Source organism: Flavobacterium sp. 38, from assembly GCF_057799715.1.
In genome coordinates this window covers 479,269-503,910 of sequence record NZ_JBYNWZ010000002.1, presented here as the reverse complement: position 1 = coordinate 503,910, position 24,642 = coordinate 479,269, and the positions used below count along the sequence as shown (strand labels likewise).

16 protein-coding genes and 1 tRNA gene are annotated in these 24,642 nt (G+C 34.4%); 10 read left to right on the top strand and 7 right to left on the bottom strand.

Annotation, left to right across the window (positions count from 1 at the left end):
- Positions 1-97 precede the first annotated feature (97 nt).
- The 7 genes from AC3E9W_RS07255 (at position 98) to ypfJ (ending at position 10,511) form a co-directional block, all read left to right on the top strand.
- Positions 98-1,291, top strand: a complete 1,194-nt coding sequence (locus AC3E9W_RS07255) for an SH3 domain-containing protein (RefSeq protein ID WP_488767784.1) — start codon at positions 98-100, stop codon at positions 1,289-1,291.
- A 51-nt stretch (positions 1,292-1,342) separates the two neighbouring features.
- Entirely contained in the window at positions 1,343-2,161 is an 819-nt protein-coding gene (gene panB, locus AC3E9W_RS07250) for a 3-methyl-2-oxobutanoate hydroxymethyltransferase (RefSeq protein ID WP_306160031.1), read from the top strand.
- 203 nt (positions 2,162-2,364) lie between these two features.
- Complete coding sequence (locus AC3E9W_RS07245; RefSeq protein WP_306160033.1) at positions 2,365-3,054, top strand: RluA family pseudouridine synthase; 690 nt, start codon at positions 2,365-2,367, stop codon at positions 3,052-3,054.
- Between the two features lie 75 nt (positions 3,055-3,129).
- Positions 3,130-4,458, top strand: coding sequence for an aldehyde dehydrogenase (locus AC3E9W_RS07240; protein WP_488767782.1), 1,329 nt, complete (start codon positions 3,130-3,132; stop codon positions 4,456-4,458).
- A gap of 120 nt (positions 4,459-4,578) precedes the next feature.
- Entirely contained in the window at positions 4,579-5,376 is a 798-nt protein-coding gene (locus AC3E9W_RS07235; protein ID WP_306160036.1) for a DUF2189 domain-containing protein, read from the top strand.
- A gap of 90 nt (positions 5,377-5,466) precedes the next feature.
- The gene (locus tag AC3E9W_RS07230) at positions 5,467-9,519 is read left to right on the top strand and encodes a PAS domain S-box protein (protein WP_488767781.1); all 4,053 of its coding nucleotides are present in this window, start codon (positions 5,467-5,469) and stop codon (positions 9,517-9,519) included.
- Positions 9,520-9,659: 140 nt separating this feature from the next.
- The gene (ypfJ, locus tag AC3E9W_RS07225; RefSeq protein ID WP_488767779.1) at positions 9,660-10,511 is read left to right on the top strand and encodes a KPN_02809 family neutral zinc metallopeptidase; all 852 of its coding nucleotides are present in this window, start codon (positions 9,660-9,662) and stop codon (positions 10,509-10,511) included.
- A gap of 292 nt (positions 10,512-10,803) precedes the next feature.
- On the opposite strand, the gene AC3E9W_RS07220 is transcribed toward ypfJ, so the two are convergent.
- The 4 genes from AC3E9W_RS07220 to AC3E9W_RS07205 form a co-directional block, all read right to left on the bottom strand.
- A tRNA-His gene (locus tag AC3E9W_RS07220) sits at positions 10,804-10,877 on the bottom strand.
- Positions 10,878-10,956: 79 nt separating this feature from the next.
- On the bottom strand, positions 10,957-11,673 hold the full coding sequence (gene bshB1, locus AC3E9W_RS07215; RefSeq protein WP_306160042.1) for a bacillithiol biosynthesis deacetylase BshB1: 717 nt from the start codon (positions 11,671-11,673) through the stop codon (positions 10,957-10,959).
- A gap of 322 nt (positions 11,674-11,995) precedes the next feature.
- Positions 11,996-13,060, bottom strand: coding sequence for a chorismate-binding protein (locus AC3E9W_RS07210; RefSeq protein WP_488767778.1), 1,065 nt, complete (start codon positions 13,058-13,060; stop codon positions 11,996-11,998).
- Positions 13,061-13,063: 3 nt separating this feature from the next.
- Positions 13,064-13,495 (bottom strand): PaaI family thioesterase, encoded by a 432-nt coding sequence (locus tag AC3E9W_RS07205; protein ID WP_488767777.1) that lies wholly within the window; start codon positions 13,493-13,495, stop codon positions 13,064-13,066.
- A 251-nt stretch (positions 13,496-13,746) separates the two neighbouring features.
- Here AC3E9W_RS07205 and AC3E9W_RS07200 point away from each other — a divergent pair, with 251 nt between their 5' ends.
- The 3 genes from AC3E9W_RS07200 to purL all read left to right on the top strand — a co-directional run bounded on the left by AC3E9W_RS07200 (position 13,747) and on the right by purL (position 22,279).
- A complete protein-coding gene (locus AC3E9W_RS07200) occupies positions 13,747-15,258 on the top strand; it encodes a right-handed parallel beta-helix repeat-containing protein (RefSeq protein WP_488767775.1) in 1,512 nt (503 codons plus the stop codon).
- A gap of 472 nt (positions 15,259-15,730) precedes the next feature.
- Positions 15,731-17,572 carry an endonuclease gene (locus AC3E9W_RS07195; protein WP_488767774.1) on the top strand — a complete coding sequence of 614 codons (1,842 nt, stop codon included), beginning with the start codon at positions 15,731-15,733 and terminating at the stop codon, positions 17,570-17,572.
- Positions 17,573-18,625: 1,053 nt separating this feature from the next.
- Entirely contained in the window at positions 18,626-22,279 is a 3,654-nt protein-coding gene (gene purL, locus AC3E9W_RS07190; protein WP_488767773.1) for a phosphoribosylformylglycinamidine synthase, read from the top strand.
- Between the two features lie 236 nt (positions 22,280-22,515).
- Here the strand turns inward: purL and hypE are convergent, their stop codons facing one another.
- From hypE to hypB, 3 genes are read right to left on the bottom strand one after another with little or no spacing between them, the layout of a single operon-like run.
- On the bottom strand, positions 22,516-23,526 hold the full coding sequence (gene hypE, locus AC3E9W_RS07185) for a hydrogenase expression/formation protein HypE (protein WP_488767771.1): 1,011 nt from the start codon (positions 23,524-23,526) through the stop codon (positions 22,516-22,518).
- 11 nt (positions 23,527-23,537) lie between these two features.
- Positions 23,538-23,774 carry a HypC/HybG/HupF family hydrogenase formation chaperone gene (locus AC3E9W_RS07180; RefSeq protein WP_456896277.1) on the bottom strand — a complete coding sequence of 79 codons (237 nt, stop codon included), beginning with the start codon at positions 23,772-23,774 and terminating at the stop codon, positions 23,538-23,540.
- 2 nt (positions 23,775-23,776) lie between these two features.
- Complete coding sequence (gene hypB, locus AC3E9W_RS07175) at positions 23,777-24,640, bottom strand: hydrogenase nickel incorporation protein HypB (protein WP_488767770.1); 864 nt, start codon at positions 24,638-24,640, stop codon at positions 23,777-23,779.
- Positions 24,641-24,642: the final 2 nt, after the last annotated feature.

Sequence of the window (24,642 nt, the reverse complement as noted above, 5' to 3'; positions counted from 1 at the left end):
CCACGAATTTCGCAAATTACACTAATTTATTTTTTTTAAAGTTTGAAAAATTGGTGTAATTCGTGAAATTCGTGGCTAAAAACACAAAATCAAATTCATGAAAAAACTTTACTTTTTACTTTTTTTCTGTTCTATTTTACTGCATTCTCAAGAACGTTATTTTCTAAATTCTGACACAAGACTTTTTATTTCTCCAAATACAAATGCCGATTTTTTAGGCTTTTTTAAATATGGAGCTCAAATTCGCTTGTTGTCTGAAAATGAAAATGGCTGGTACAAAATACAAGCAGATAATTTGAACGAAGGATTTGTGCAGGAGAAATATATTGCGAAAAGCCTGAATGCAAAAGATGTAAAAATTAAAGACCCTAAAAATCCAATTCTTGAAGGTGGCGACGTCTATTACGGCGGAAATCATCTTTTTATTCTCGCTGCCGGATTAAAAGCCAGAGCCTTACCAGATAGAAATTCAAAAATTAGAGAAATTCTGTTTACTGGAGATCCTGTTGCTGTAAATTATCTACCGTTAAATCCTGACGAATGGGTCAATATTAGCGGAAGCCTGAATGAAGAATCTGCAAAATATACACTGAGAAAATTTCTTGGTACGAGACCTGATTTTAATACTTTATTAAATGATTTCGACACCTTAGATAAAAATGCTCTTTCTGAACGAAAAACAGTAAGCGAAAGAATTGTAGAATTGGCTTGGAACAGCGATTATTCTAAATTAATTCCTGCATACCAAAGATATTACGAAGTTGTCAAACAGCTGAATGATCCAAAATTACTTGCTGAAACCGAACTCAATATGGCTTTAGCGAAAGCATTATCCAATCACAAATTATCGGAACAGATTATTGCATTCATACAAAAATCACATTACTCGCTCAAAGGTTTTAAAACAAAATCGGTTACTATTTCGCAGACTGATTTGATTAAAACAATGGGAAATCCTTCTAAAAAAGCTAAGATTTCTGATGAATGCGGTATTTATCTAAGCGATTTATTTTATTATTATCCAGATTTGGAAGTCTCTGTTGATGAAAAACAAAAGCAAGGAGAAATCATCAAAGTTTTCATTAACGAAAACAATAAATTCATCATAAATTCAAATGCGGTTTTAGATCATACGCTGTCTGAAAAAGCTTTCATTGAAAAATATGGAACTTATATTGAAGCTTCTCTAAAATCACCGCACAATTATTCTATTGTAATGGAAGACAGCCAATTTCGTTTAGAATTTAAAGACGGAAAACTATTTTCTGTCGAAATATTCTATTATTGCTGATTCCCATCTTACAATTATTCAATACTTTTACACTATCAAAAAAACAAGAAAATGTCAGTAGCAAAAAAAGATTATAAAAGAATCACAACAAAGTCATTAATTGAAATGAAAAGCAACGGAGAAAAAATCTCTATGCTTACTGCGTATGATTATACAATGGCGAAAATTGTTGATACCGCTGGTATTGACGTTATTTTAGTTGGAGATTCGGCATCAAACGTAATGGCTGGTCACGAAACGACTTTGCCGATTACTTTGGACCAAATGATTTACCATGCTTCTTCTGTAGTTCGTGCAGTAGAAAGAGGTTTGGTTGTCGTTGATTTGCCTTTTGGAAGTTACCAGTCTGACCCAAAAGAAGCGTTACGTTCTTCAATCAGAATTATGAAAGAAAGCGGTGCTCACGCGGTAAAATTAGAAGGCGGAAAAGAAATTAAAGAATCGATCAAAAAAATATTACATGCTGGAATTCCAGTAATGGGACATTTAGGTTTAACTCCTCAGTCTATTTACAAATTCGGAACTTACAGCGTTCGTGCAAAAGAAGAAGAAGAGGCTGAAAAACTTATTGAAGATGCTCAAATGCTTGAAAAAATAGGATGTTTTGCTGTTGTTCTTGAAAAAATACCAGCTGACTTGGCTAAAAAAGTAGCAGAAAGCATTTCTATTCCTGTAATCGGAATTGGAGCTGGTGGCGGTGTTGACGGTCAAGTATTAGTAATTCATGATATGTTGGGAATGAATAATGAATTCAGTCCGCGTTTCTTGCGTCGTTACTTAAATCTTTACGAAGAAATGACTAAAGCAATTGGTCAATATGCTGCAGATGTTAAGGCTAGTGATTTTCCTAATGCTAGTGAACAGTACTAGAAAAGCTGTTAAGCTACTAAGGTTCTAAGGTGCTGAGTTTCTTAGGGACAAAGTTGCAAAGTGACAAAGTTGCAAAGTTTAAACTTAATGTTTAAGAATATAAATTGCCTCCAGCTTTAGCTGGAGGTTCATTTTTAAGGCTATCAGAAAGGCTTTAGCCAAAATTCTCAAAATTTTAAAATTCAACAATCTAAAAATCGGTTTTGAAAATAGTTTCCAATAAAAATAATTTACAAATTTTACACGAAGACAATCATATTATTGTGGTTAACAAGCGTGTTGGAGATATTGTGCAGGGAGATAAAACGGGCGACAAACCTCTTTCTGATATTGTAAAAGAATATATTAAAGAAAAATACAATAAACCTGGAGATGTTTTTTTAGGAGTTATTCATCGTTTGGATCGGCCGACAACTGGAATTGTTGTTTTTGCTCGTACGAGTAAAGCGCTTTCGCGAATGAATGAATTGTTTAGCAATCGGGAAACTAAAAAAACATATTGGGCGGTTGTCAAAAATAAACCAAAAGAAGCAAAAGCAAAATTGGTTCATTATTTAAAAAGAAACGAAAAAAACAATACTTCTAAAGCGCATTTAAAAGAAGTTCCGGACAGTAAATTAGCGAGTTTAGATTATACGATAATCAAAGAATTGCAGAATTATACTGCTCTTGAGATCAATTTGCATACGGGAAGACACCATCAAATTCGTGCTCAGTTAAGCGCTATTGGATCGCCAATTAAAGGTGATTTAAAATACGGCGCAGACCGAAGCAATCCTGATGGCGGAATTCATCTTCACGCTAGAAAACTTACTTTTGTTCATCCTGTTTCAAAAGAAGATATCACAATTATTGCCCCAACTCCAGACGATCCAATTTGGAATGCGGTATGATTTTATGATTTAATTGTTAATTTTTTAAATTTTATCGATTAACTTGCATAGAGTAAAAAACAAGCTAATCGGAAAATGGATTATAAAAGCAACATCAAGTATCGAAAGGAAACTCTAAAAAAGTTATTGTATAATATTCAGAAAAGTGAAGATTTAATTGTAAAAGCTTTATATGATGACTTTAAAAAACCGGAGTTCGAGGCTGTTTTAACCGAAACTAATTACGTTATTTCAGAGCTGAAAGATGTCATAAAAAACATCAGCAAATGGGCCAAACCCGATCGCGTTTTTCCTTCACTGCTTAATTTTCCTTCTAGCGATTATCTTTACAAAGAACCTTACGGAGATGTATTAATTATAGCTCCTTGGAACTATCCTTTTCAGCTTGCCTTGTGTCCGCTCGTTGCCGCAGTCGCAGCAGGAAACCGCGTTGTTTTAAAACCCTCTGAATTAACACCTCATACATCTGCTATAATTGCAAAAATTATAGAAAAAACATTTCATGTAAATCACGTCGAAGTTTTTGAAGGCGGAGTCGAAGTTTCTAATAAATTACTGGCTCAGCGCTGGGATTACATCTTTTTTACAGGAAGCGTTGCTGTCGGCAAAATTGTCGCAAAAGCAGCAGCAGAGAATCTAACTCCGGTAACTCTAGAATTGGGCGGAAAAAATCCCTGTATTGTTGATGAAACGGCCAACTTAAAACTTGCAGCCAAACGAATTGTCTGGGGAAAATTTATTAATGCAGGACAAACTTGCATTGCTCCCGATTATATTCTGATTCAAAAAAACATGAAGGTCAATTTCATTTCTTATTTAATTGAAGAAATCATTAAGGCTTACGGAAAAAAAATAGACAAATCGCCCGATTTTGCTCGAATTATAAATACCAAAAACTGGTTTCGATTGACCAATATGATTCAAAACGAACACGTTTTGTTTGGCGGAGAAAGTGATGCCAATTCACTTTACATTGCTCCTACCCTTCTTGAAGAACCCGATTTGGACAGTGCCGTTATGAAAGAAGAAATCTTTGGACCAATTTTGCCAATACTCGTTTACGAGAATGAAAATGACATTGAAAAGGTCGTAAGCCGTTATGAGAAACCTCTTTCATTTTATATTTTTAGTGAAAATAATTCATTTGCCCAGAAATTAATTTCAAAATACTCTTTTGGAGGCGGGTGTATCAACGATACTGTTGTTCATTTTTCTAATAAAAGACTGCCTTTTGGCGGTGTCGGACACAGCGGAATCGGCGCTTATCACGGTAAATTAAGCTTCGACACTTTTTCTCATCATAAAGCAATTGTAAAAAAAGGAAACTGGCTCGATTTGCCTATGCGTTATGCGCCTTACAAGGATAAATTGGCTTCCATAAAACGAGTTTTAGACTGGCTATAAATCAGTTAAAAACATTTCGGAATGTTTTGTAGATTTTGATACGGAATTGATTAAAAATACTATATTTACGTCAAGATACCTTTCAAATAGTACAAGTCTATAAAACAATTTTACATTAAAATGAAATCTACACTTAACCAAATTGAGGACATTAAAAAAAATGGCTATTCCCTTGATTTTGCTACAGTTTTTAATCACGCTTTCGAAAATTATAAAAAAATAGCTCTTTACTCTGGGCTTATCATCTTAGTATTTTCAATTATTGCCGCCATAGCTTTTATGGGCATCATGATTGCCTATTTTGGAGCTGAGGCCTTGACTAAAGATTTTATTCAGAATTTTGAAAACCAAGAATTTACTGCCATTCAGCTTGTTATACAAACCGTCGCTGTTTCTGTAGTCGCAGGAATTACAGCTCCTTTTGGCGCAGGTTTTCTAAAAATGGCAGATTCAGCAGATAAAGATGTAGAATTTAATGTTTCGACAATTTTCAGCTATTACAAATCTCCTTATTTTGGGCAAATTTTTGTTGCAGCATTTATTCCTGCACTGCTAGGAACGGCCCTTGCCAATTTAATTGATAGTCTGGGCGTGTTATTTGTCGGGAATATAATTTCGTTTACCGTTTCTTTCTTTATGTATCTATCGATTCCGTTAATTGTTTTCGGAAATCTTAAAGCATTCGATGCTATAAAATCCAGCATTATTATCGTTACAAAAAATCCGATTAACATATTTGCTTTTTTCATCATAGGTTTTCTTGGTTCAATGGTCGGCTTTATTGGCTGCTGTGTCGGAATTATTTTTACCGTTGTTTTTAATAGCTCTATGATTTACGCAACTTATTTTGCCATTTTTGGAACAGATTCGGAAGAAGAAGATTCAATTGATTCTATCGGAAGATACGATGTAGATTAAAATAGAAAATTCTTATTTGCAGAGAACCTAACCACTTCTTTTTAAGAATTTTCAAAACACTATTTACTAAACCAACATACCCCAAATTCTATGGTCGCCAACTATAGTTTTTTCAATTCGGTTATTTCAGGAATTTTCAATGCTGGAAATGCCTTAGAATCAATTATGACCGGATGGTATGTGTTTAATTCTGATATTATTTATTACAATAATCATAAACTTTTTGTTTTAGGATTATCGCTTTTTGCCTTTCTCTCACTGTTGGTCTACCAGTTTTTTAGAATTAAATCTAAAATTGGAAATTTCATCGAAAAAAAGAAAGAACACGAAACTGTTAGCAGAGAATACCAGCTTTATATTTTGTTTTTTGGTATTGCAGTAATTGTTATTGAAATTATAAACGAAATCTTCAAAATTAGACCAAAAAGCCTATTGGTTGTAAATGTTCTAATAGGCGTTTTTGTTCTTATTACTTATGCGATAACAGACAAAATCAAGTGGCTGAGAGATCAAATCCAACAGATTTTCATTTTCTGTTTTTTTATTTATATCAGTTACGTTGCATACAATATCATTAATCTAAAAAATGATGTTGTGCCCATCATCGTATTCCTGATTTCTTTTTTCTTTTCGTACAACATTCTCAAACCCATAAAGATTTATTGGCTTTTTGTAGGTTTAACGTTTAGCTTTTTAATTGTCACGTTAGCACTGCATCTCATCCCTATAAAATCTTCTATTTTACTGCTCAATTTCTGCATTCTGATTTTCATTATAAATCAGGTAAAATATGCCGTTTTATTAAACAATCGCGACAATTTTAGGTTTGCAAGCGAAATTGTCCATAAAGGAAACTCGCTTACCATAGCTTCGAACCAAAAAGGAGAAATACTATTTTGTAGCGAAACCATAACTCCAATTTTAGGATATCATCCTGATGCAGTAATGGGCTTAAAATTCTGGGAATTGACCCAAGATCCCGAATCAAAAGGAAATATAAATGTAGCCGGAAATCAAGAAAATAAGCTTTACATTAGAAAATTAAAAACCGAAAACGGCGAATATAAATACATTCAGTGGAAGGATAAAAAGTTCTCAGACGATTTAATTATCAGTATTGGACAAGATGTTACAGAACAGGTAATTGTTCAAGATCAGTACAAAAATTTAATTCAGACGGCGACGGATATTATTTTCGAAATTGATGCTGAAGGCCATTTCACTTTTATAAATGAATTCGGAATTTCTGCACTTGGCTATCCCGAAAACGAAATCATTACAAAACATTATTCCAATTTTATCCACGAAAATTATATCAGCAGCGCCGTAGATTTTTATGAAAATCTAGTCCTTAATGAAAGTAATTACCCAATTATTGAAATTCCGATTCTGAAAAAAAATGGTGAAGAAATCTGGATTTCACAAAAAATCATTGTCCGTAAAAATGACTTGGGATTAACGATTGGATTTTCTGGAATTGCAAGGGATATTACAGAGAAAAAAAATATTGAAAACGAGAAAAAAAGACGTCTTAAAAAAATTGAGGCCTATAATAGTTCGACCAAAAAATTATCAACGACCGACTTTAGCAAGTATGACCAATTAAACACGGTCATTGATTTAATATTAAAAGAAGCCGCTACAATAAGTCAAGTCAACCGTATAAGTTTCTGGAAATATGACAATGATTTAATCACTTGCAAAAATCTCTTCAGTCTTGACAATCAAAGCTTAAACGATAAGAATATTCTAAAGAAAGAATCGTATCCTATTTATTTTGAAACATTAAACAACAAAGCGATCATTAATGCGCCAGATGTATTCAATAAACTGGAAACCTCTGAATTTGAAAAACTTTACTTTACCAAAAACAACATAAAGTCAATGCTTGATGTGCCAATTTTCCTTACGGGTCAATTGGCTGGTGTAGCTTGTTTTGAAAGTACAGAACAAAAAAGAGAATGGGACAATGAAGATATTAATTACGCCAGAACTATTTCAGATGTAATTTCGCTTGCCATTTCTTCTCAAATGCGTTTAGAGGCTGAAAGAAAATTAGAACTTAAAAGTCAGCTTTTGTCTGCACTTTCTTTATGCACCGAAAAGTTCTTGCTGAGCAAAACCACGCACCAAATGTTTCAGGAAACGTACAACATTATTGGAAAAGCAGCGAAGGTTGACCACATGTATTACTACGAAAAAGATGCCATTTATAATGTAGTGAGCCAAAAATACAAATGGTCTCGTGAGGGCGTTACGCATCAGATTACTCCGCTTCGTCTTATGTCTGAAGAAAATCTGAAAGAAATTTACGAGGCCGCATCGCAAAGAAAAATTGTTAATACATTAACTAGAAATCTTTCTGACGGTTTCTTCAAAAATCTACTGATTGCTAACGAAATACAGTCTATTTTAATTTTACCGCTTTATATTAACGATATTTTCAGTGGTTTTATTGGTTTTGATGACTGTACAGTGGAAAGAAAATGGTCTGAAGACGAAATTAATATCTTTCAAGTCTTAGCAAATAATATTTCGTCTGCTTTAGAACGAAACCGAAATGAAACTAAAATCATTGAAAGTGAAGAAAAATTCAAACTGATTGCCAACAACATTCCAGGAACAGTTTATCTATCTAAATTTGATGCTTTTTCGACCAAAATATTCTTAAACGACGAAGTTTTAAACCTGACGGGATATTCAAAATCCGAGTTTATCGAAAATAATTTGTCTTTTCTCTCGTTAATTCATCCTGATGATAAAGAAGAAGTAATTAACAACCAAATTGATAATTTACAAAACGGAATGCCTTTGCATAATGTGTATCGCATTAAGCGCAAAAGCGGCGAGTTTATTTGGATAGAAGAATTTGGAGACGTAATTAAACGAGATGATGAGATTGAATTTGTCGGCGGAATTTATTTTGACATTACAAGCAAAAAAGAAATCGAAGATGCCATAAAAGCCAAACAGCTGGCAGAAGCGGCAAACAAATCAAAATCTGACTTTTTGGCTAATATGTCTCACGAAATCAGAACTCCACTAAACGGAATTATTGGTTTTACACACCTATTAATGAAAACGGATTTGGAAGAAATTCAAGAAAAATACATGACCACAATTAACCAGTCGGCTCATTCTCTTCTTGAAATTATAAATGATATTTTAGATTTTTCGAAAATTGAAGCCGGAAAACTCGAACTTTTTATTGATTTATACGACATTAAAAAAATCTTAGGACAAGTTTTTGATTTAATTGTTTACGAGTCTAACAGAAAAAATCTGGAACTTGAACTGAATATTGATCCCGATGTTCCAAACTATATCTGGACAGATATGGTACGAATCAAACAGATTTTGATAAACCTGCTTTCAAATGCGGTGAAATTTACAACCGAGGGTTCTATAAAATTAAATGTCACTCTTTTAGAAAAAAAACAAAATAACAATTGTCTTATTCGTTTTGCCGTAATCGACACTGGAATTGGTATTCTTGAAAAAAATCAGAAGAAAATTTTTAAAGCTTTTCTGCAAGAAGACAGTTCCACAACAAGGAAATTTGGAGGAACAGGCTTAGGCTTGACCATATCCAATCAGTTGCTTGCTTTGATGGAAAGCCGTTTACAGCTAGAAAGCAAAATTGACGAAGGAAGTACTTTTTTCTTTGATTTAAACTTAAAAACAAGCAACCAAAGCATTAATGATAAATACAATGCCGAACTCAAAAGTTTAAATATCAATGTCGATTCTAATGAAATTGAAACAAGCGACAGCAACATCACTTTTTTAATTGTTGAAGATAATAAAGTGAACATGCTCCTTCTTAAAACCATTATAAAAAATCTCTACAATAATGCTTTTATTTTCGAATGCGAAAACGGATACGAAGCCATTCAGCAATTTGAAAAAATCAATCCGACCATTATTTTTATGGATATCCAAATGCCAATTATGAATGGCTATGAAACTGCAAAAGCCATTAGAAACACCAAAAAAGGGCGAGACATTCCGATAATTGCAGTTACCGCAGGAGCTGAAAAAGAAGAGCGAAACAAATGTATTTCTGCCGGAATGGATGATTATATTTCTAAACCTATTATGAAAGGAACTGTTGAAGAAGCTTTAGTAAAATGGCTAGGATAATTTGGTTTCTGCTGTAAAAATAGCTTCAAGCTCAAAACTCCAAGAACGGCTGAAAACTAAATGTCCTGTTTGTGAAATTTATCACAAAAAATCTCTAAATTCGTACAAGGTTTTAATAACAAGTTAAAAAACAATTCAATATGAAATGGCAAGGCAGAAGACAAAGTGATAATGTAGAAGACAGAAGATCAATTTCTGGCGGTGGCAAAGCACTAGTCGGCGGTGGCGTTATTGGGATTATTATTTTACTGCTGAATGTTTTTGGCGGTGAAACAGGTCAGCAAATAGCCCCAATTTTAGAACAAATGCAAGGCGGACAGCAACAAACCGAAGCTGCAGCTCCTTTAAGCAAGGAAGATGAAGAAATGGGGAATTTTGTTAGAGTTGTTCTAGCGGACAACGAAGACATTTGGAGCAAAATTTTTGCTGAACATGGCATGACCTACGAAAAACCAAAATTAGTTCTTTTTAAAGGTTCTGTACAAACAGCTTGTGGCGGTGCATCATCTGCTTCTGGGCCTTTTTATTGCCCTGGCGATCGCAAAGTGTATATGGACTTAGCTTTTTTTGAAGAATTAAAAAGTAGATTTGGTGCAAAAGGGGGCGATTTTGCCATTGCTTACGTTATTGCACATGAAATTGGACACCACATTCAGACTTTAATGGGAACCTCTTCGAAAATGCGTCAAATGCAGCAAGGAAAAAGTGAGGCAGAAGCCAATAAATTATCTGTAGCATTAGAATTACAGGCTGATTTTTATGCTGGGGTTTGGACGCACTATAACCAAGCTAATCTAGACAAAGGAGATATCGAAGAAGCTTTAAGCGCTGCAAATGCCGTTGGTGATGATGCTATTCAGAGCAAAATGCAAGGACATGTCGTTCCTGATTCTTTTACCCACGGAACATCAGAACAAAGAATGTATTGGTTTAATAAAGGTTTTAAAAGCGGAGATATCACGCAAGGCACTACATTTGAAGAAATTCGATAATACATAAACCAAATATAATAACCACCAAAAAAAGCACAACTTGTCAGTTGTGCTTTTTTAATTTCCAATATTTTAAATTCCAAATTCCAATTTTAACAATATAAGAAACTTGGAATTTGGAATTTTTAAAATTGGAATTTGCTTTTTTGGACATATTAGAATTTCAATAGGAATTCCTACAACAATTCTTTTTCCTCAAAAACAAAACTCAAATCACTTAAATGAACTTATATGGTTCCCAAAACATAAAAGCACAAAAAAAGCCTTGAATTTCTTCAAGGCTTTAAATCTGGGTGGCTGACCGGGTTCGAACCGGCGACCCGCGGCACCACAAACCGCTACTCTAACCAGCTGAGCTACAACCACCATTTTTCTGCTTAGCGAGTGCAAATATAGAACAAAGGTTCAGTTCTACAAAGAAAAAAATGAAAAATTTTTATAAAAATTAAATCAAATTTTCTAAGCTATTGACTGCCAAACACCTTTCAACTGTAAAACCTTCTGCAAAATCTTTTCCAACCAGTCTTCCTAAGTCCTGCGCACGATAATTTAGGCTTTCAAAAAAGTTTTTACTCGTAATTGGCGTTGCAGGTTCTTTTGAATTCGGGTCGTAAAATTGGGTTTTATAGGCAGAAATTGCTTCTACTTTCTTTTTTTCAAATCCAGTAATGTCTACCACAAAATCTGGAGTAAGATTTTTCCATTGAATATAATGGTAAACTACTTTTGGACGCCAAGCTTCCTGTTTTTCTCCATCAAGAGTAGTTTCGATTTTCATTAAACCAGATAAAAAGCAAGAATCAGAAACCAATTTGCTTCCTTTTCCGTGATCGATATGACGGTCATCAATTGCATTACACAATACAATTTCTGGTTTATACTTGCGAATCATTTTTATGACTTCCAACTGATGTTTTTCATCGTTAACGAAAAATCCGTCACGCATGCGCAAATTTTCGCGTACAACAACGCCCAAAATTTCCGCAGCATCTTTTGCTTCCTGATCTCTGGTTTCTGCCGTTCCGCGTGTTCCTAATTCACCACGCGTCAAATCAACAATACCTACTTTTTTCCCTAGAGAAACTTCTTTTAAAATAGTTCCTGCACAACCCAATTCTACATCGTCTGGATGTGCGCCAAAGGCTAATATATCTAATTTCATGTTTTTTTGTTTGTTTTTGTTTCAGGTTTCATGTTTCAAGTTGCCAATTGGAAACTAAACCCTGAAATGATAAAAATTAACGCAAAGTGCGCTAAGGTTTTTTTATTTATTATTATGTTTAAAAAAGTTCGCAAAGCTTTATCAATGCAAAGCTTTACGAACTTTGCTTTTTTATATTTACATCAAACGAACATTGCTTTCTTTGCTATTAATTTTATCTCAAGTTCTGCGCATTGTCAGGCTGAGCGGAGTCGAAGCCCTTTGTGCCCTTCTCCCGAAGCCTCGGGATCGCTCAGGGAGACAATCATTCATAATTCATAACTTATAACTTCAAAACTCTCTTCATCGTCATCGATTTATTGACACTTTCTTCCCACTCTTTTTCTGGAATACTTTCTTTTGTAATACCGCAGCCCATATACAAAATCGCTTTTTCTTCCTGAATCTGCATGCAGCGTAAATTTACAAATAAATCAGAACTTGAATTATTTCCTGCGAAAGTGCTATTTAGTTCCCCTAAAAAACCGGTATAGAAAGTTCTATCATAGTTTTCATTTTCTAAAATAAATGCTTTTGATTTCTTTTTCGGAAGTCCGCAAACCGCTGGTGTTGGATGCAAAGTATCAATCACTTCTTCCAAAGTTGAATTGTCTTTTAAAACCCCAGAAATATCGGTTTTTATGTGCCAGATCGATCCCGCTTTTAAGCTGTAAGGTTCAGAAACCACAACCGAAGCTGTAAATTCGCGAAGGCGTTTTACAATAAAATCAGTCACAAATTGCTGTTCATCTTTTTCTTTTTGCTGCCAAACGATTTCTGCTTTCTGATTGTCTTTCTGCGTTCCTGCCAAAGCCATAGTTTCAAAAACATTTCCGTTTGCTTTTAGCAGTTTTTCTGGTGTTGCTCCCATCCAAAGTCCAATTTTAGGATGAAAAAAACAATAACAGAACGTGGCAGGATAGAGCTGAACCAAGTGCTGAAAAGTTTCAATAAAATCAAATTCAGCTAAAGGCACTTCTTCACTTCGCGATAAAACTACTTTTTTAAATTCTTCGTTTTTAATAGCTTGAATTCCTTGCGCTACTAAATATTCATATTGAAATTTCGCTTCAGGATCAAAATTCAAATCGTCAATTTCAATTGGTTCAAAAGAAGTCGTTTCTTTTTCTGCGGTAATAATTTCCGATTCGTTCTCAGGAATTAAAATCAGCTGTTTTTCGTCAAAAGAAGCAAAAACAAAACCTTTTTCACTGTAATCCGAAACGGTATTTAAAATGGCATTCTGCTGTAAAATCCCAATGTAGTTTGCTGTATTGGGTTTTGAATAAAGAACAAAAGGTAAATTCTGTTCTTTATGATTTTTAATTTTTAAGAAAAAAGAATTCATGATTTACTCGCTTTTCTTTCTATCCAAAACCATATTCGTCAGTTTGCAAAGCGAAATTAGATTCCCTTCCTCATCCGTAATTCTGATTTCCCAAAGATGAAGACTTCTTCCTTTGTGAATAATTCTGGCTGTTCCAAAAACGTAGCCTTCACGAATACTTTTCAGGTGATTTGCCGAAATTTCGATACCTCTTACCTCCTGCTCTTTCGGATTGATAAAAAAGAAGGAAGCCGCACTCCCAACACTTTCTGCCAAAGCTACAGAAGCACCGCCATGCAATAATCCCATTGGCTGGTGAACGCTTGGATTTACAGGCATTTTTGCAGTTAAAAAATCTTCTCCAGCGTCGATATATTCAATTTTTAGCGTCTCCATCAATGTGTTTTTTGAAAACTCATTGCAGCGCGCCAAAATCTGCTCTTTTGTATAATTCATTAAAATAAACTTTAAAATCGTAAAATTAAAGAAAGATAAGACATAAATCTAATCCTCTCGAAATTTCGGGACTAAAATTTAAAAATCAACTTCGAACTTGTCAGTTTTTTGCTATTTTTACAAAAATAAACAGAATCAATCTTTGGCTTTTTTTTGCCACAGATTACACAGATTTTCACAGATTAATTTTTTTATGCACCAAGCAAAAAATCATTTTAATCCTTTTAATCTGTGGCAAAAAAACTATTTAAATGCGTCAATACTTTTTACTTTTTATTTTCGGAATAATTCTGGCTCTCAGCTCTTGCCGAACTGATTTTGATACTGTTGCCAGCACAGGAGATTTAAAGTTTTCGAAAGACACCGTTTATTTAGATACTGTTTTCAAAAATATTGGTTCGAGCACTTACCAGCTAAAAGTCTACAACCAAAGTAAAAATGATATCTCGATTCCGGTCGTGCAATTCAAAAAAGGTTTAAGTTCTAAATATAGAATGACCGTTGACGGAATGACGGGCAATAACGGAAAAATCTTTAATAATGTCACGCTTTTAGCCAAAGACAGCCTTTATATTTTTATAGAAACCACAGCAGATATTACAGACGCTAATCCAGACGATTTTTTATATACCGATGAAATCCAATTTGACAGCGGCGCCAATCTTCAAGAAGTCGCTTTGGTAACTTTAATTCAGGACGCTGTCTTTTTATATCCAAACCAAAATCCTGACGGTTCTAAAGAAAAAATTAAAATCGACGGCAAAGATGTTGACGGATTTTATTTGAGTGAAAATGATCCTGCAAACGGAAATGAACTTCTTTTTACAAATGAAAAACCGTATGTTATTTATGGATATGCAGGAGTTCCAGAAAATAAAACCATAACTTTTGAAGCTGGTTCAAGAGTGCATTTTCATGCTAGTTCTGGTTTGTATGTTGGCAAAAATGCTTCACTTCAAATTAACGGAAAGGCTTCTGCAACTGACAAACTTGAAAATGAAGTTATTTTTGAAGGTGATCGTTTAGAATCTATGTATTCTGATATTCCTGGACAGTGGAAATCGGTTATTTTTGAAAAAGGTAGCGCCAATCATTCTATAAATCATCTAACTTTAAAAAATGCCGTTATTGGTTTAGATTTTAGAAGTGCGCTGAATCCGATTCAAATTAAAAATACTCAAATTTACAATTGTGCCGAATACGGAATTTTAGCTCAAAATGAACGAATTACGGGAGAAAACATTGTTATAAATCATGCTGGACTAGCGAGTTTATCTTGTGTTTACGGCGGGAATTACAGCTTTACGCATTGCACATTTAACAACAATTGGTCTGGCGGCGTTCAATTTGCAGTGAATTTAAGCAATGCTTTGGCAGGCGCAACTCCAGAAACCAATTCACTGACAAATGCTACTTTTAATAACTGCATTATTTATGGCTCTGCGACAAACGAACTCAATTTAGATAAAAATATAGCTGCAGCCTTTGTTTATCAATTGAATAATTGTTTATTGAAATTCAGCAGTTCTACAACAAATCCGTTGTATCAATTCAAAACGGATACAGAGCATTATAACAATATTATTTTGAATGAAAATCCGAAGTTTTATAACGCTGCTGAAAATAAATTCAATATTGATAAAACTTCTGCCGCTTTCGCGAAAGGGAATCAGGCATACATCATTCCAACTGATATTTTAGGAGTTACGAGAACTTCTCCACCAGACTTGGGCGCTTACCAAAGCGCTGAATTCCCGAAATAAGTTTTTTTTTGCCACGAAGGCGCTAAGACGCAAAGTTTTTTTCTTTTGATAATGCTACTTTTTACTTCTCGCAGATTTAGCAGATATAGCAGATTATCGCAATGCATATAGATTTGCGCAGATTTAAAAAAAAATCTGCAAAATCAGCTCAAATCCAAACAAATCTGCGTGAAACATTTTTTAAACACAATCAAAATAAAAAAATCTCCTTAATCTGCTAAATCTGCGACAGAAAAAAAACTTGACGCCTTTGCGAGATTTTTTAATTCCTTTTTTCTAAAAAACTTTGCGTCTTAGCGCCTTCGTGGCTAAAAAAACTCCGTAAGAAAATATCTCTAAAATTAAACATTGCTTAACATTTCGAATTCATTAAAATAGTAAATTTGATTGAACGATATTTTAACTTTCTAAAATTCAACCATTTAAAAAGATTAAAATTTCAACTCTCAACCAAATCTTTAAAACTATTATTATGAAAAAAAACTACTATTTATTGTTATTGCTGTTTACTGCAATTGGTTTTGCTCAGATTCCATCTGGATATTACAATACCGCAACAGGAACAGGTTATACTTTGAAAACACAATTGTATAACATTATTAAAGACCACACTAACAATGGTTACGCTGGACTTTACACCACTTACCTAACTTCTGATGTCGATAGTTTTTACGAAAACGACGGAACAATTTTAGACATGTATTCTGAAAATCCTTCGGGATCAGATCCATATACCTATACTACGGGAACGACTCAGCGATGTGGCAGTTATTCGGTTGAAGGAGATTGCTACAATAGAGAGCATATTATTCCGCAATCTGTTTTTAATGAGCAATCGCCAATGGTTGCCGATGCACATTTTATTACGCCAACTGATGGGAAAGTAAACGGAATACGTTCCAATTATCCGCACGGAAATGTAAGTTCAGCAACCTACACTTCTCAAAACGGAAGCAAATTAGGCTCAAGTGCCGTTTCTGGATATTCAGGAACCGTTTTCGAACCTATCAATGCTTTTAAAGGCGATATTGCCAGAATGTATTTTTATTTTGCAACGCGTTATGAAAATACCGTTGCTGGTTATTCTTATCCGATGTTTAATGGTTCTAGCAATCAGGTTTTCACAACAGCTTTTCTAAATCTGCTATTGGCTTGGCACGCGCAAGATCCTGTAAGCGCAAGAGAAATTGCGAGAAACAATGCTATTTATGCACGCCAAAACAATCGAAATCCGTTTATTGATCATCCTGAATATGTAAATCAAATTTGGGGCGGAACACCTTCTGGAGATACTCTAGCACCGACTGCACCTGCAAGTTTAGCTTCAACAACCAAAACAGCCACTTCAATTTCTTTAAGCTGGACAGCATCTACCGACAATGTAGCCGTTACGGGTTATGATGTTTATGCCAATAGTGCTTTAAAAACAACTGTTTCAGGAACTACAGCAACAATAACAGGATTAACGGCTTCGACAAGTTATTCTATTTACGTAAAAGCAAAAGATGCCGCAGGAAATGCTTCGGCATCAAGCAACACTATTTCGGTTACAACAAACAGCAGTGGAACTGGAACGGCAACAGATCTCCTTTTCTCTGAATATATTGAAGGTTCTGGAAACAATAAAGCATTAGAAATTGCTAACAATACTGGAAGTTCTGTAAACTTATCGGCGTATACAATTAAAAAACAAACTAATGGCTCGGGTTCTTGGAGTACAGGTTTGGCATTGAGCGGTACTTTGACAACAGGAAGTAAATTTGTAATTGTAAACAGTTCTATGTCATCAAGCTGTTTTTCTACCAGCGCCGCCAATATTTCTACCACTGCAACCGAATTAACTTTTAACGGAAATGATGCTGTCGGTTTATTTAAAAATGGTGTTTTAATTGATATCATCGGAACTTTCAATGGCGGAACTTCTAATTTTGCCATCGATGTGACTCTAAGACGAAAATCGACTGTGACGTCTCCGAGCACTACGTTCAATTTAAGTGCGCAATGGGATTCTTTCTCTCAAGATACCTGCAACAACCTAGCCAGCAAAATGGTTGAAACCGCAGAAATTGAAGAAAAAGTTAGCACAGACGAAATCGCCATTTATCCAAATCCTTCTGATGGGAATTTCAATATTGGTTATGGAAGTTCAACATCATATTCTATAGAGATTATTTCATTTACAGGACAAAAAGTATTCGAAAAACAGAACACTTCAGATCCAGAAATATCAGTAAGAAATCTTCCAAAAGGAATCTACGTAGTTCAAATTACTACAGCAGAAAAAACTGTGACTAAAAAAATAATCATCGAATAATTATAATTTAGGTTAACTAAAAAGCGGCAAATTTTGTCGCTTTTTTTTATTTTTGAAATGCGCATATTTTTTTCTCGCAGATTTAGCAGATAAACGTAGATTATTAAACCGCACAAAGATTTGCGCAGATTTTTAAAATAGAATCCATTAAAATCTGCTCAAATCTTTATAAATCTGCGTGAAACTTTTTTAATCATTTCGTAAAATACCATTAATTTTTTTTTCTCGCAGATTTAGCAGATAAAGCAGATTAGCTTCGTGAGTAAAGATCTGCGCAGATTTTAAAATAGAATCCATTAAAATCTGCTCAAATCTTTATAAAACTGCGTGAAACTTTTTTAATCATTTCGTAAAATACCATTAATGATTTTTTTTCTCGCAGATTTAGCAGATAAAACAGATTAGCTTCGTGAGTAAAGATCTGCGCAGATTTTTAAAATAAAATCCATTAAAATCTGCTCAAATCTTTATAAATCTGCGTGAAACTTTTTTAATCATTTCGTAAAATACCATTAATAATTTTTCACGCAGATTTAGCAGATAAAGCAGATTAGCTTCGTGAGTAAAGATCTTCGCAGATTTTTAAAATTGAATCCATTAAAATCTGCTCAAATCTTTATAAATCTGCGTGAAACTTTTTAATCATTTCGTAAAATACCATTAATGTTTTTCCACGTAGATTTAGCAGATTTTAAAATAAAAATCTAGCATAATCTGCTAAAATCTGAGCAAATCTGCGTGAAATAAAACTTTTCCAGCCCTTCCAAATGAAAAAAATCCGCAAAATCTGCAAAATCTGCGAGAGTCATGATTTAGCAGTATTAATAAAATTCCAGTTCACAAAAAAAAGGTAAAATCACGACAATCCATTAAAAATAAAAACCTTCACCTGTTTAGAATAAAAAAAACTTTGCGCCTTAGCGCCTTCGTGGCAGAAAAAAATAATTCTGCAAGAAAAAAGCAATTTCAACTTTTTTTTAAAGAACAGTTTCCAAATTTGCGCTTACTATTTATTTACATTAAATTTGCAGCTCAATACAACAAACTACACAAATGATCCATTTCTTTGAAAACCAAAGCAAAACTGTTTTTGCCGTACAAACGCAAAACGAAATTTCAGCTCAAGACATTTCAAAATTAAACTGGCTTTTTGCCGATGCAAACAAGATCGAAAAATCTGCACTGGCAGGCTTTTTTGTTGGTCCACGCGCCACTATGATCACACCTTGGAGTACAAATGCTGTAGAAATTACTCAAAACATGGGTATTGACGGCATCATCAGAATCGAAGAATTTCATCCTGCAACAGAAGATTTTACTGATTTTGATCCAATGTTATTCCAAAAATTCAATGAATTAGATCAAGAAATCTTCACTATCAACATTCAGCCAGAACCAATTCTGGAGATTGAAGATATTGCAACTTACAACAAAGTTGAAGGTTTAGCTTTAAGCGAAGAAGAAGTTGATTACTTAAACAATCTTTCAGCAAAACTTGGAAGAAAATTAACTGACTCTGAAATTTTTGCTTTTTCTCAGGCAAATTCAGAGCACTGCCGTCACAAAATTTTCAACGGAACATTTGTAATTGATGGCGAAGAAAAGGAAACTTCTCTTTTTAAATTAATCAAAAAAACATCTCAGGAAAACCCTAACGATATTGTGTCTGCTTACAAAGACAACGTGGCTTTTGTAAAAGGACCAAAAGTGCAGCAATTTGCACCAAAATCTGCTGACAAACCAGATTTTTATGAAGTAAAAGAATTTGATTCGGTTATTTCATTAAAAGCAGAAACACACAATTTCCCAACAACAGTTGAGCCTTTCAACGGAGCTGCAACAGGATCTGGAGGAGAAATTCGTGACCGTTTAGCTGGTGGTCAAGGTTCATTGCCATTGGCTGGAACTGCAGTTTACATGACTTCTTACTCTCGTTTGAACGAAGACAGAAAATGGGAAAATGCAGTTGAAGAAAGAAAATGGTTGTACCAGACTCCAATGGATATTTTAATCAAAGCTTCAAACGGAGCTTCTGATTTTGGAAATAAATTTGGCCAGCCGCTTATTACAGGTTCTGTTTTAACTTTCGAACATGAAGAAGAAAATAGAAAAATTGGTTACGATAAAGTAATCATGCAAGCGGGTGGAATTGGTTACGGAAAAGTAGATCAATCAATTAAACACAAACCAAAAGAAGGCGATAAAATCGTTATTTTGGGTGGAGAAAATTATAGAATCGGAATGGGTGGTGCTGCAGTTTCTTCTGCAGATACTGGAGCTTTCGGTACAGGAATTGAGTTAAATGCGATTCAGCGTTCTAACCCAGAAATGCAGAAACGTGCTGCAAACGCCATTCGTGGTTTAGTAGAAAGCGACAATAATCCAATTGTTTCGATTCACGATCACGGTGCGGGTGGACACTTAAACTGTCTTTCTGAATTGGTGGAAGAAACTGGAGGTTTAATCGATTTGGATAAATTACCTGTTGGAGACCCTACTCTTTCTGCAAAAGAAATTATCGGTAACGAATCTCAGGAAAGAATGGGATTGGTTATTGGTCAAAAAGATATCGACACATTGCAAAGAATTGCTGATAGAGAGCGTTCGCCAATGTATGAAGTTGGAGATGTTACGGGCGATCACCGTTTTACATTCCAATCACAATCTAACGGTTCTAAACCAATGGATTATGCTTTGGAAGATTTCTTTGGAAGTTCTCCAAAAACGATTATGACAGATAAAACTGTTGATAGAAAATATGCTGACGTTGCTTACAATGCAGCAGATTTCGAATCGTATTTAAAAGACGTTTTACGTTTAGAAGCGGTTGCATCTAAAGACTGGTTAACTAACAAAGTGGACCGTTGTGTTGGAGGAAAAGTAGCAAAACAGCAAACTGCGGGTCCATTACAATTGCCCTTGAACAACGTTGGTGTAATGGCATTGGACTATTTAGGAAAAGAAGGAATTGCAACTTCTATCGGGCATGCTCCTATCGCTGCTTTGATTGATCCTGCTGCTGGTTCTAGAAATGCTATTGCAGAATCGTTATCAAACTTAGTTTGGGCTCCAATTATCAACGGAATAAAAGGGGTTTCTCTTTCTGCAAACTGGATGTGGGCTTGTAAAAACGAAGGTGAAGATGCTCGTTTATACGCTGCTGTTGAAGCTTGTTCTGAATTTGCAATCGAATTAGGAATCAATATTCCAACTGGAAAAGATTCACTTTCGATGAAACAAAAATATCCAAATGATGAAGTAATTGCACCGGGAACGGTAATTATTTCTGCTGCTGGAAACTGTACAGATATTAAAAAAGTAGTAGAGCCTGTTTTACAAAAAGACGGAGATTCTATTTATTATATCAATTTGTCTCAAGATGATTTCAAACTTGGAGGTTCATCTTTTGCACAAATTAGAAATGCAATTGGAAACGAAACTTCTACTATTAAAGATTCGGCTTTCTTCAAAAATGCATTTAATACGATTCAGGAATTAATCCTTGAAAATCAAATTTTAGCTGGACACGATATCGGAAGCGGTGGTTTAATCACCACTTTATTAGAAATGTGTTTTGCTGATGTGAATTTGGGAGCAAAAATTGATTTCAGCGCTTTCGCGGAAAAAGACTTATTGAAAATCCTTTTCGCAGAAAACATCGGAATCGTGTTCCAAGCCAATTCAAACGAAGCTGTTGAAGCTAGATTAAAAGCAAATGATATTGAATTTTTCAAAATTGGAGAAGTTCAAAACACAGCAGTTTTGGAATTTGGAATTTATAAATTGGATATTCCTACATACAGAGACATTTGGTTCGAAACTTCTTATTTATTAGATCAAAAACAATCTAAAAACGGAACTGCTAAAGCACGTTTTGAAAACTATAAAAATCAAGCTTTAAATTACACTTTCCCTAGTCATTTTACAGGTAAAGCGCCAGTAATTGATGCTTCTAAACCTCGTCCAAAAGCAGCTATTATCCGCGAAAAAGGAAGTAATTCTGAGCGTGAAATGGCAAACGCTATGTACTTGGCTGGATTTGATGTAAAAGACGTTCACATGACCGATTTAATTTCAGGTCGCGAAACGTTGGAAGATATTCAGTTTATTGGTGCTGTTGGAGGTTTCTCTAACTCAGATGTTTTAGGTTCTGCTAAAGGTTGGGCCGGAGCTTTCTTATACAACGAAAAAGCAAAAACAGCTTTAGACAATTTCTTTAAAAGAGAAGATACATTATCTGTCGGAATCTGTAATGGATGCCAATTGTTTATGGAATTGGAAGTAATTAATCCAGAGCATGAAGTTCATGGAAAAATGCTTCATAATGACAGTAATAAACACGAAAGTATTTTTACTTCTGTAAAAATTCAGGAAAACAACTCTGTAATGTTATCAACATTGGCAGGAAGCACTTTAGGAGTTTGGGTTTCTCACGGAGAAGGTAAATTTAATTTGCCAATGGGTGAAGAAAACTACAACATTGTTTCTAAATATGCTTACGAAGGATATCCAGCAAACCCGAACGGTTCTCATTATGATGTAGCTATGATGTGCGACAAAACAGGAAGACATTTGGTTACAATGCCTCATATTGAGCGTTCTACTTTCCAATGGAACTGGGCACATTATCCAAAAGATAGAAATGATGAATATACTCCTTGGCATGAAGCTTTTATCAATGCTAGAAAATGGATTGAAAAAAACTAAAAATATATTTATAACTAAAACGCTCGATAAAATTCGAGCGTTTTTTTTTGCCACGAATTTCACTAATTTTCACAAATTTTTTAATTGTTTGCTAATTAAAAACATCAAAGTTTTGTAAAATCATTTTTAATCCTTTAATCTGTGGCTATTTTAAAAATGCAAAGATTAATTCGTGGAAATTCGTGGAAATTCATGAAATTCGTGAAATTCGTGAAATTCGTGGCAAACAAAAACCTTTAACAAATTCTCGGCAATTGCTCACCAACCAAAGGATTCACAACTCTTTTTCCTCCAAAACTGCTTTCAATAACTATTTTTGAAGGATGCTCAGCTGTAATAAAACCTATCTCTGAAGCATTTTCATTTTCTTTTTGTAAAATTTCTAAAACTTCTGTCTTGATTTCAGGCGCAGCGATGCAAACAAAAATACCTTCATTGGCAACATACAGCGGATCTAAACCTAGCAATTCGCAGGCACTTCTCACCTGATTCTCTACCTTTATTTTTTCTTCAAAAATGGAAATGCCAAAATTAATTTCTGTTGTTATTTCGTGTAAAACCGAAGCAAGTCCGCCTCGTGTAGCATCTCTTAAAAAATGAATCTTATCTCCGAATTTCTCTATTAAATCTGCCACAACATGGTTTAAATTGGTAGTATCACTCAAAATATCACTTTCAAATTCCAGACCTTCGCGTTCAGACATAATAGCCATTCCATGCGAAGCGATCGGTCCATTTATAATAATTGCATCATTCGCTCGAATGTTTTGAATTTTTATAACTGCCCTTTCATGAATTACTCCAATTCCAGAAGTATTGATATAAATTTGATCACCTTTTCCTTTCTCTACAACTTTAGTATCACCTGTAACGATTTGCACATTAGCCTTATCTGCCGCAATTTTTATAGATTTAATGATTTCCGCAAATTTATCCAGACTAAAACCTTCTTCTATAATTAATGCCAGAGATAAAAATTTAGGAACCGCACCACACATTGAGAGATCATTCACAGTACCATTTACGGCAAGTTCGCCTATATTTCCACCTTTAAAAAATATAGGAGACACAACATAACTATCGGTAGAAAATGCCAAATTTCCTTGAATATTTAAAAATGCGCCGTCATGACGCACTTCTAAAATATCATTTTTCAAAATCTTAAAAATTACTTCATTCAGTAATTTAGTCATATGTTCACCGCCACTTCCGTGATGTAAATGAATGACTTCTTTATTTTTATTCATTTCGCTAAAAATTAAATTTCTTCGCCCAATTCTTTCAGGACTTCCATCGTTCTTTTAGCTTCAATTTCATCAATGATTCCAATAGCCGCGCCAACATGCACTAAAAGATAATCGCCCACTTTTGCTTCTGGAACGAGCGCCAGATTAACTTCTTTAATAATACCTTCAAAAGAAACATTTCCAATTCTGAAAGTTTCATCAAGTTCTACTACAACTTTTTCTAATAAACCAGGAACTGCTAAACACATATTTATCGTTTTATAGATTGCGCTAAAAACTCATACCAAGCAGATAACCCTTCTCCTGAAGTTGTCGAAACCTCAAAAAAGGTCAAATGCGGATTGACTTTTTTAGCATATTCTTTTAATTTTTCTAAGTCAAATTTTAAATAGGGCAACAAATCTATTTTGTTGATAATACAGATTTGTGAACCTAAAAACATATCTGGGTATTTAAGTGGTTTGTCCTCACCTTCTGTAACCGAGATAATTACAACTCGTTTCAGTTCGCCCAAATCAAACATCGCAGGGCAAACCAGATTACCAACGTTTTCAATCATCAATACCGAATCTTGAACTGGCTTTAATTCCTTAACTGCTTTCGCAATCATCTCACTATCTAAATGACAGCCTTTCCCTGTATTGATTTGTATCACAGGAACATTCAGTTTATGAATTCTGTCGGCATCATTCGTTGTCTGCTGATCGCCTTCTATAACAGAAAATGCGATTTTACTTTTCAGATCTGAAATCGTTCGTTCCAGCAAAGAAGTTTTCCCAGAGCCTGGAGAACTGACAAGATTAATTGAAAAAATGTTTAAGGCTTCAAAAAAGCCTCTATTTCGCTCGGCTGTCAATTGATTTTTATATAAAATATCTTTTTCAAGCTGCACAATATTAATTTCATGCGAGTGATGATGATCATGAATATGGTCGTGGTCATGGTCGTGACTATCATTATCATGGTCGTGATCGAAATGATGTTCATGATGATGGTCTTCGTGATGATGATGGTGGTAATGTCCAGAATGATAATGAGAATAGGAGTTTTTATCGCCTATCTTGGTAAATCGTATTTCATTTTCATCAGAACTGCAGCCGCAAGTCGTACACATAT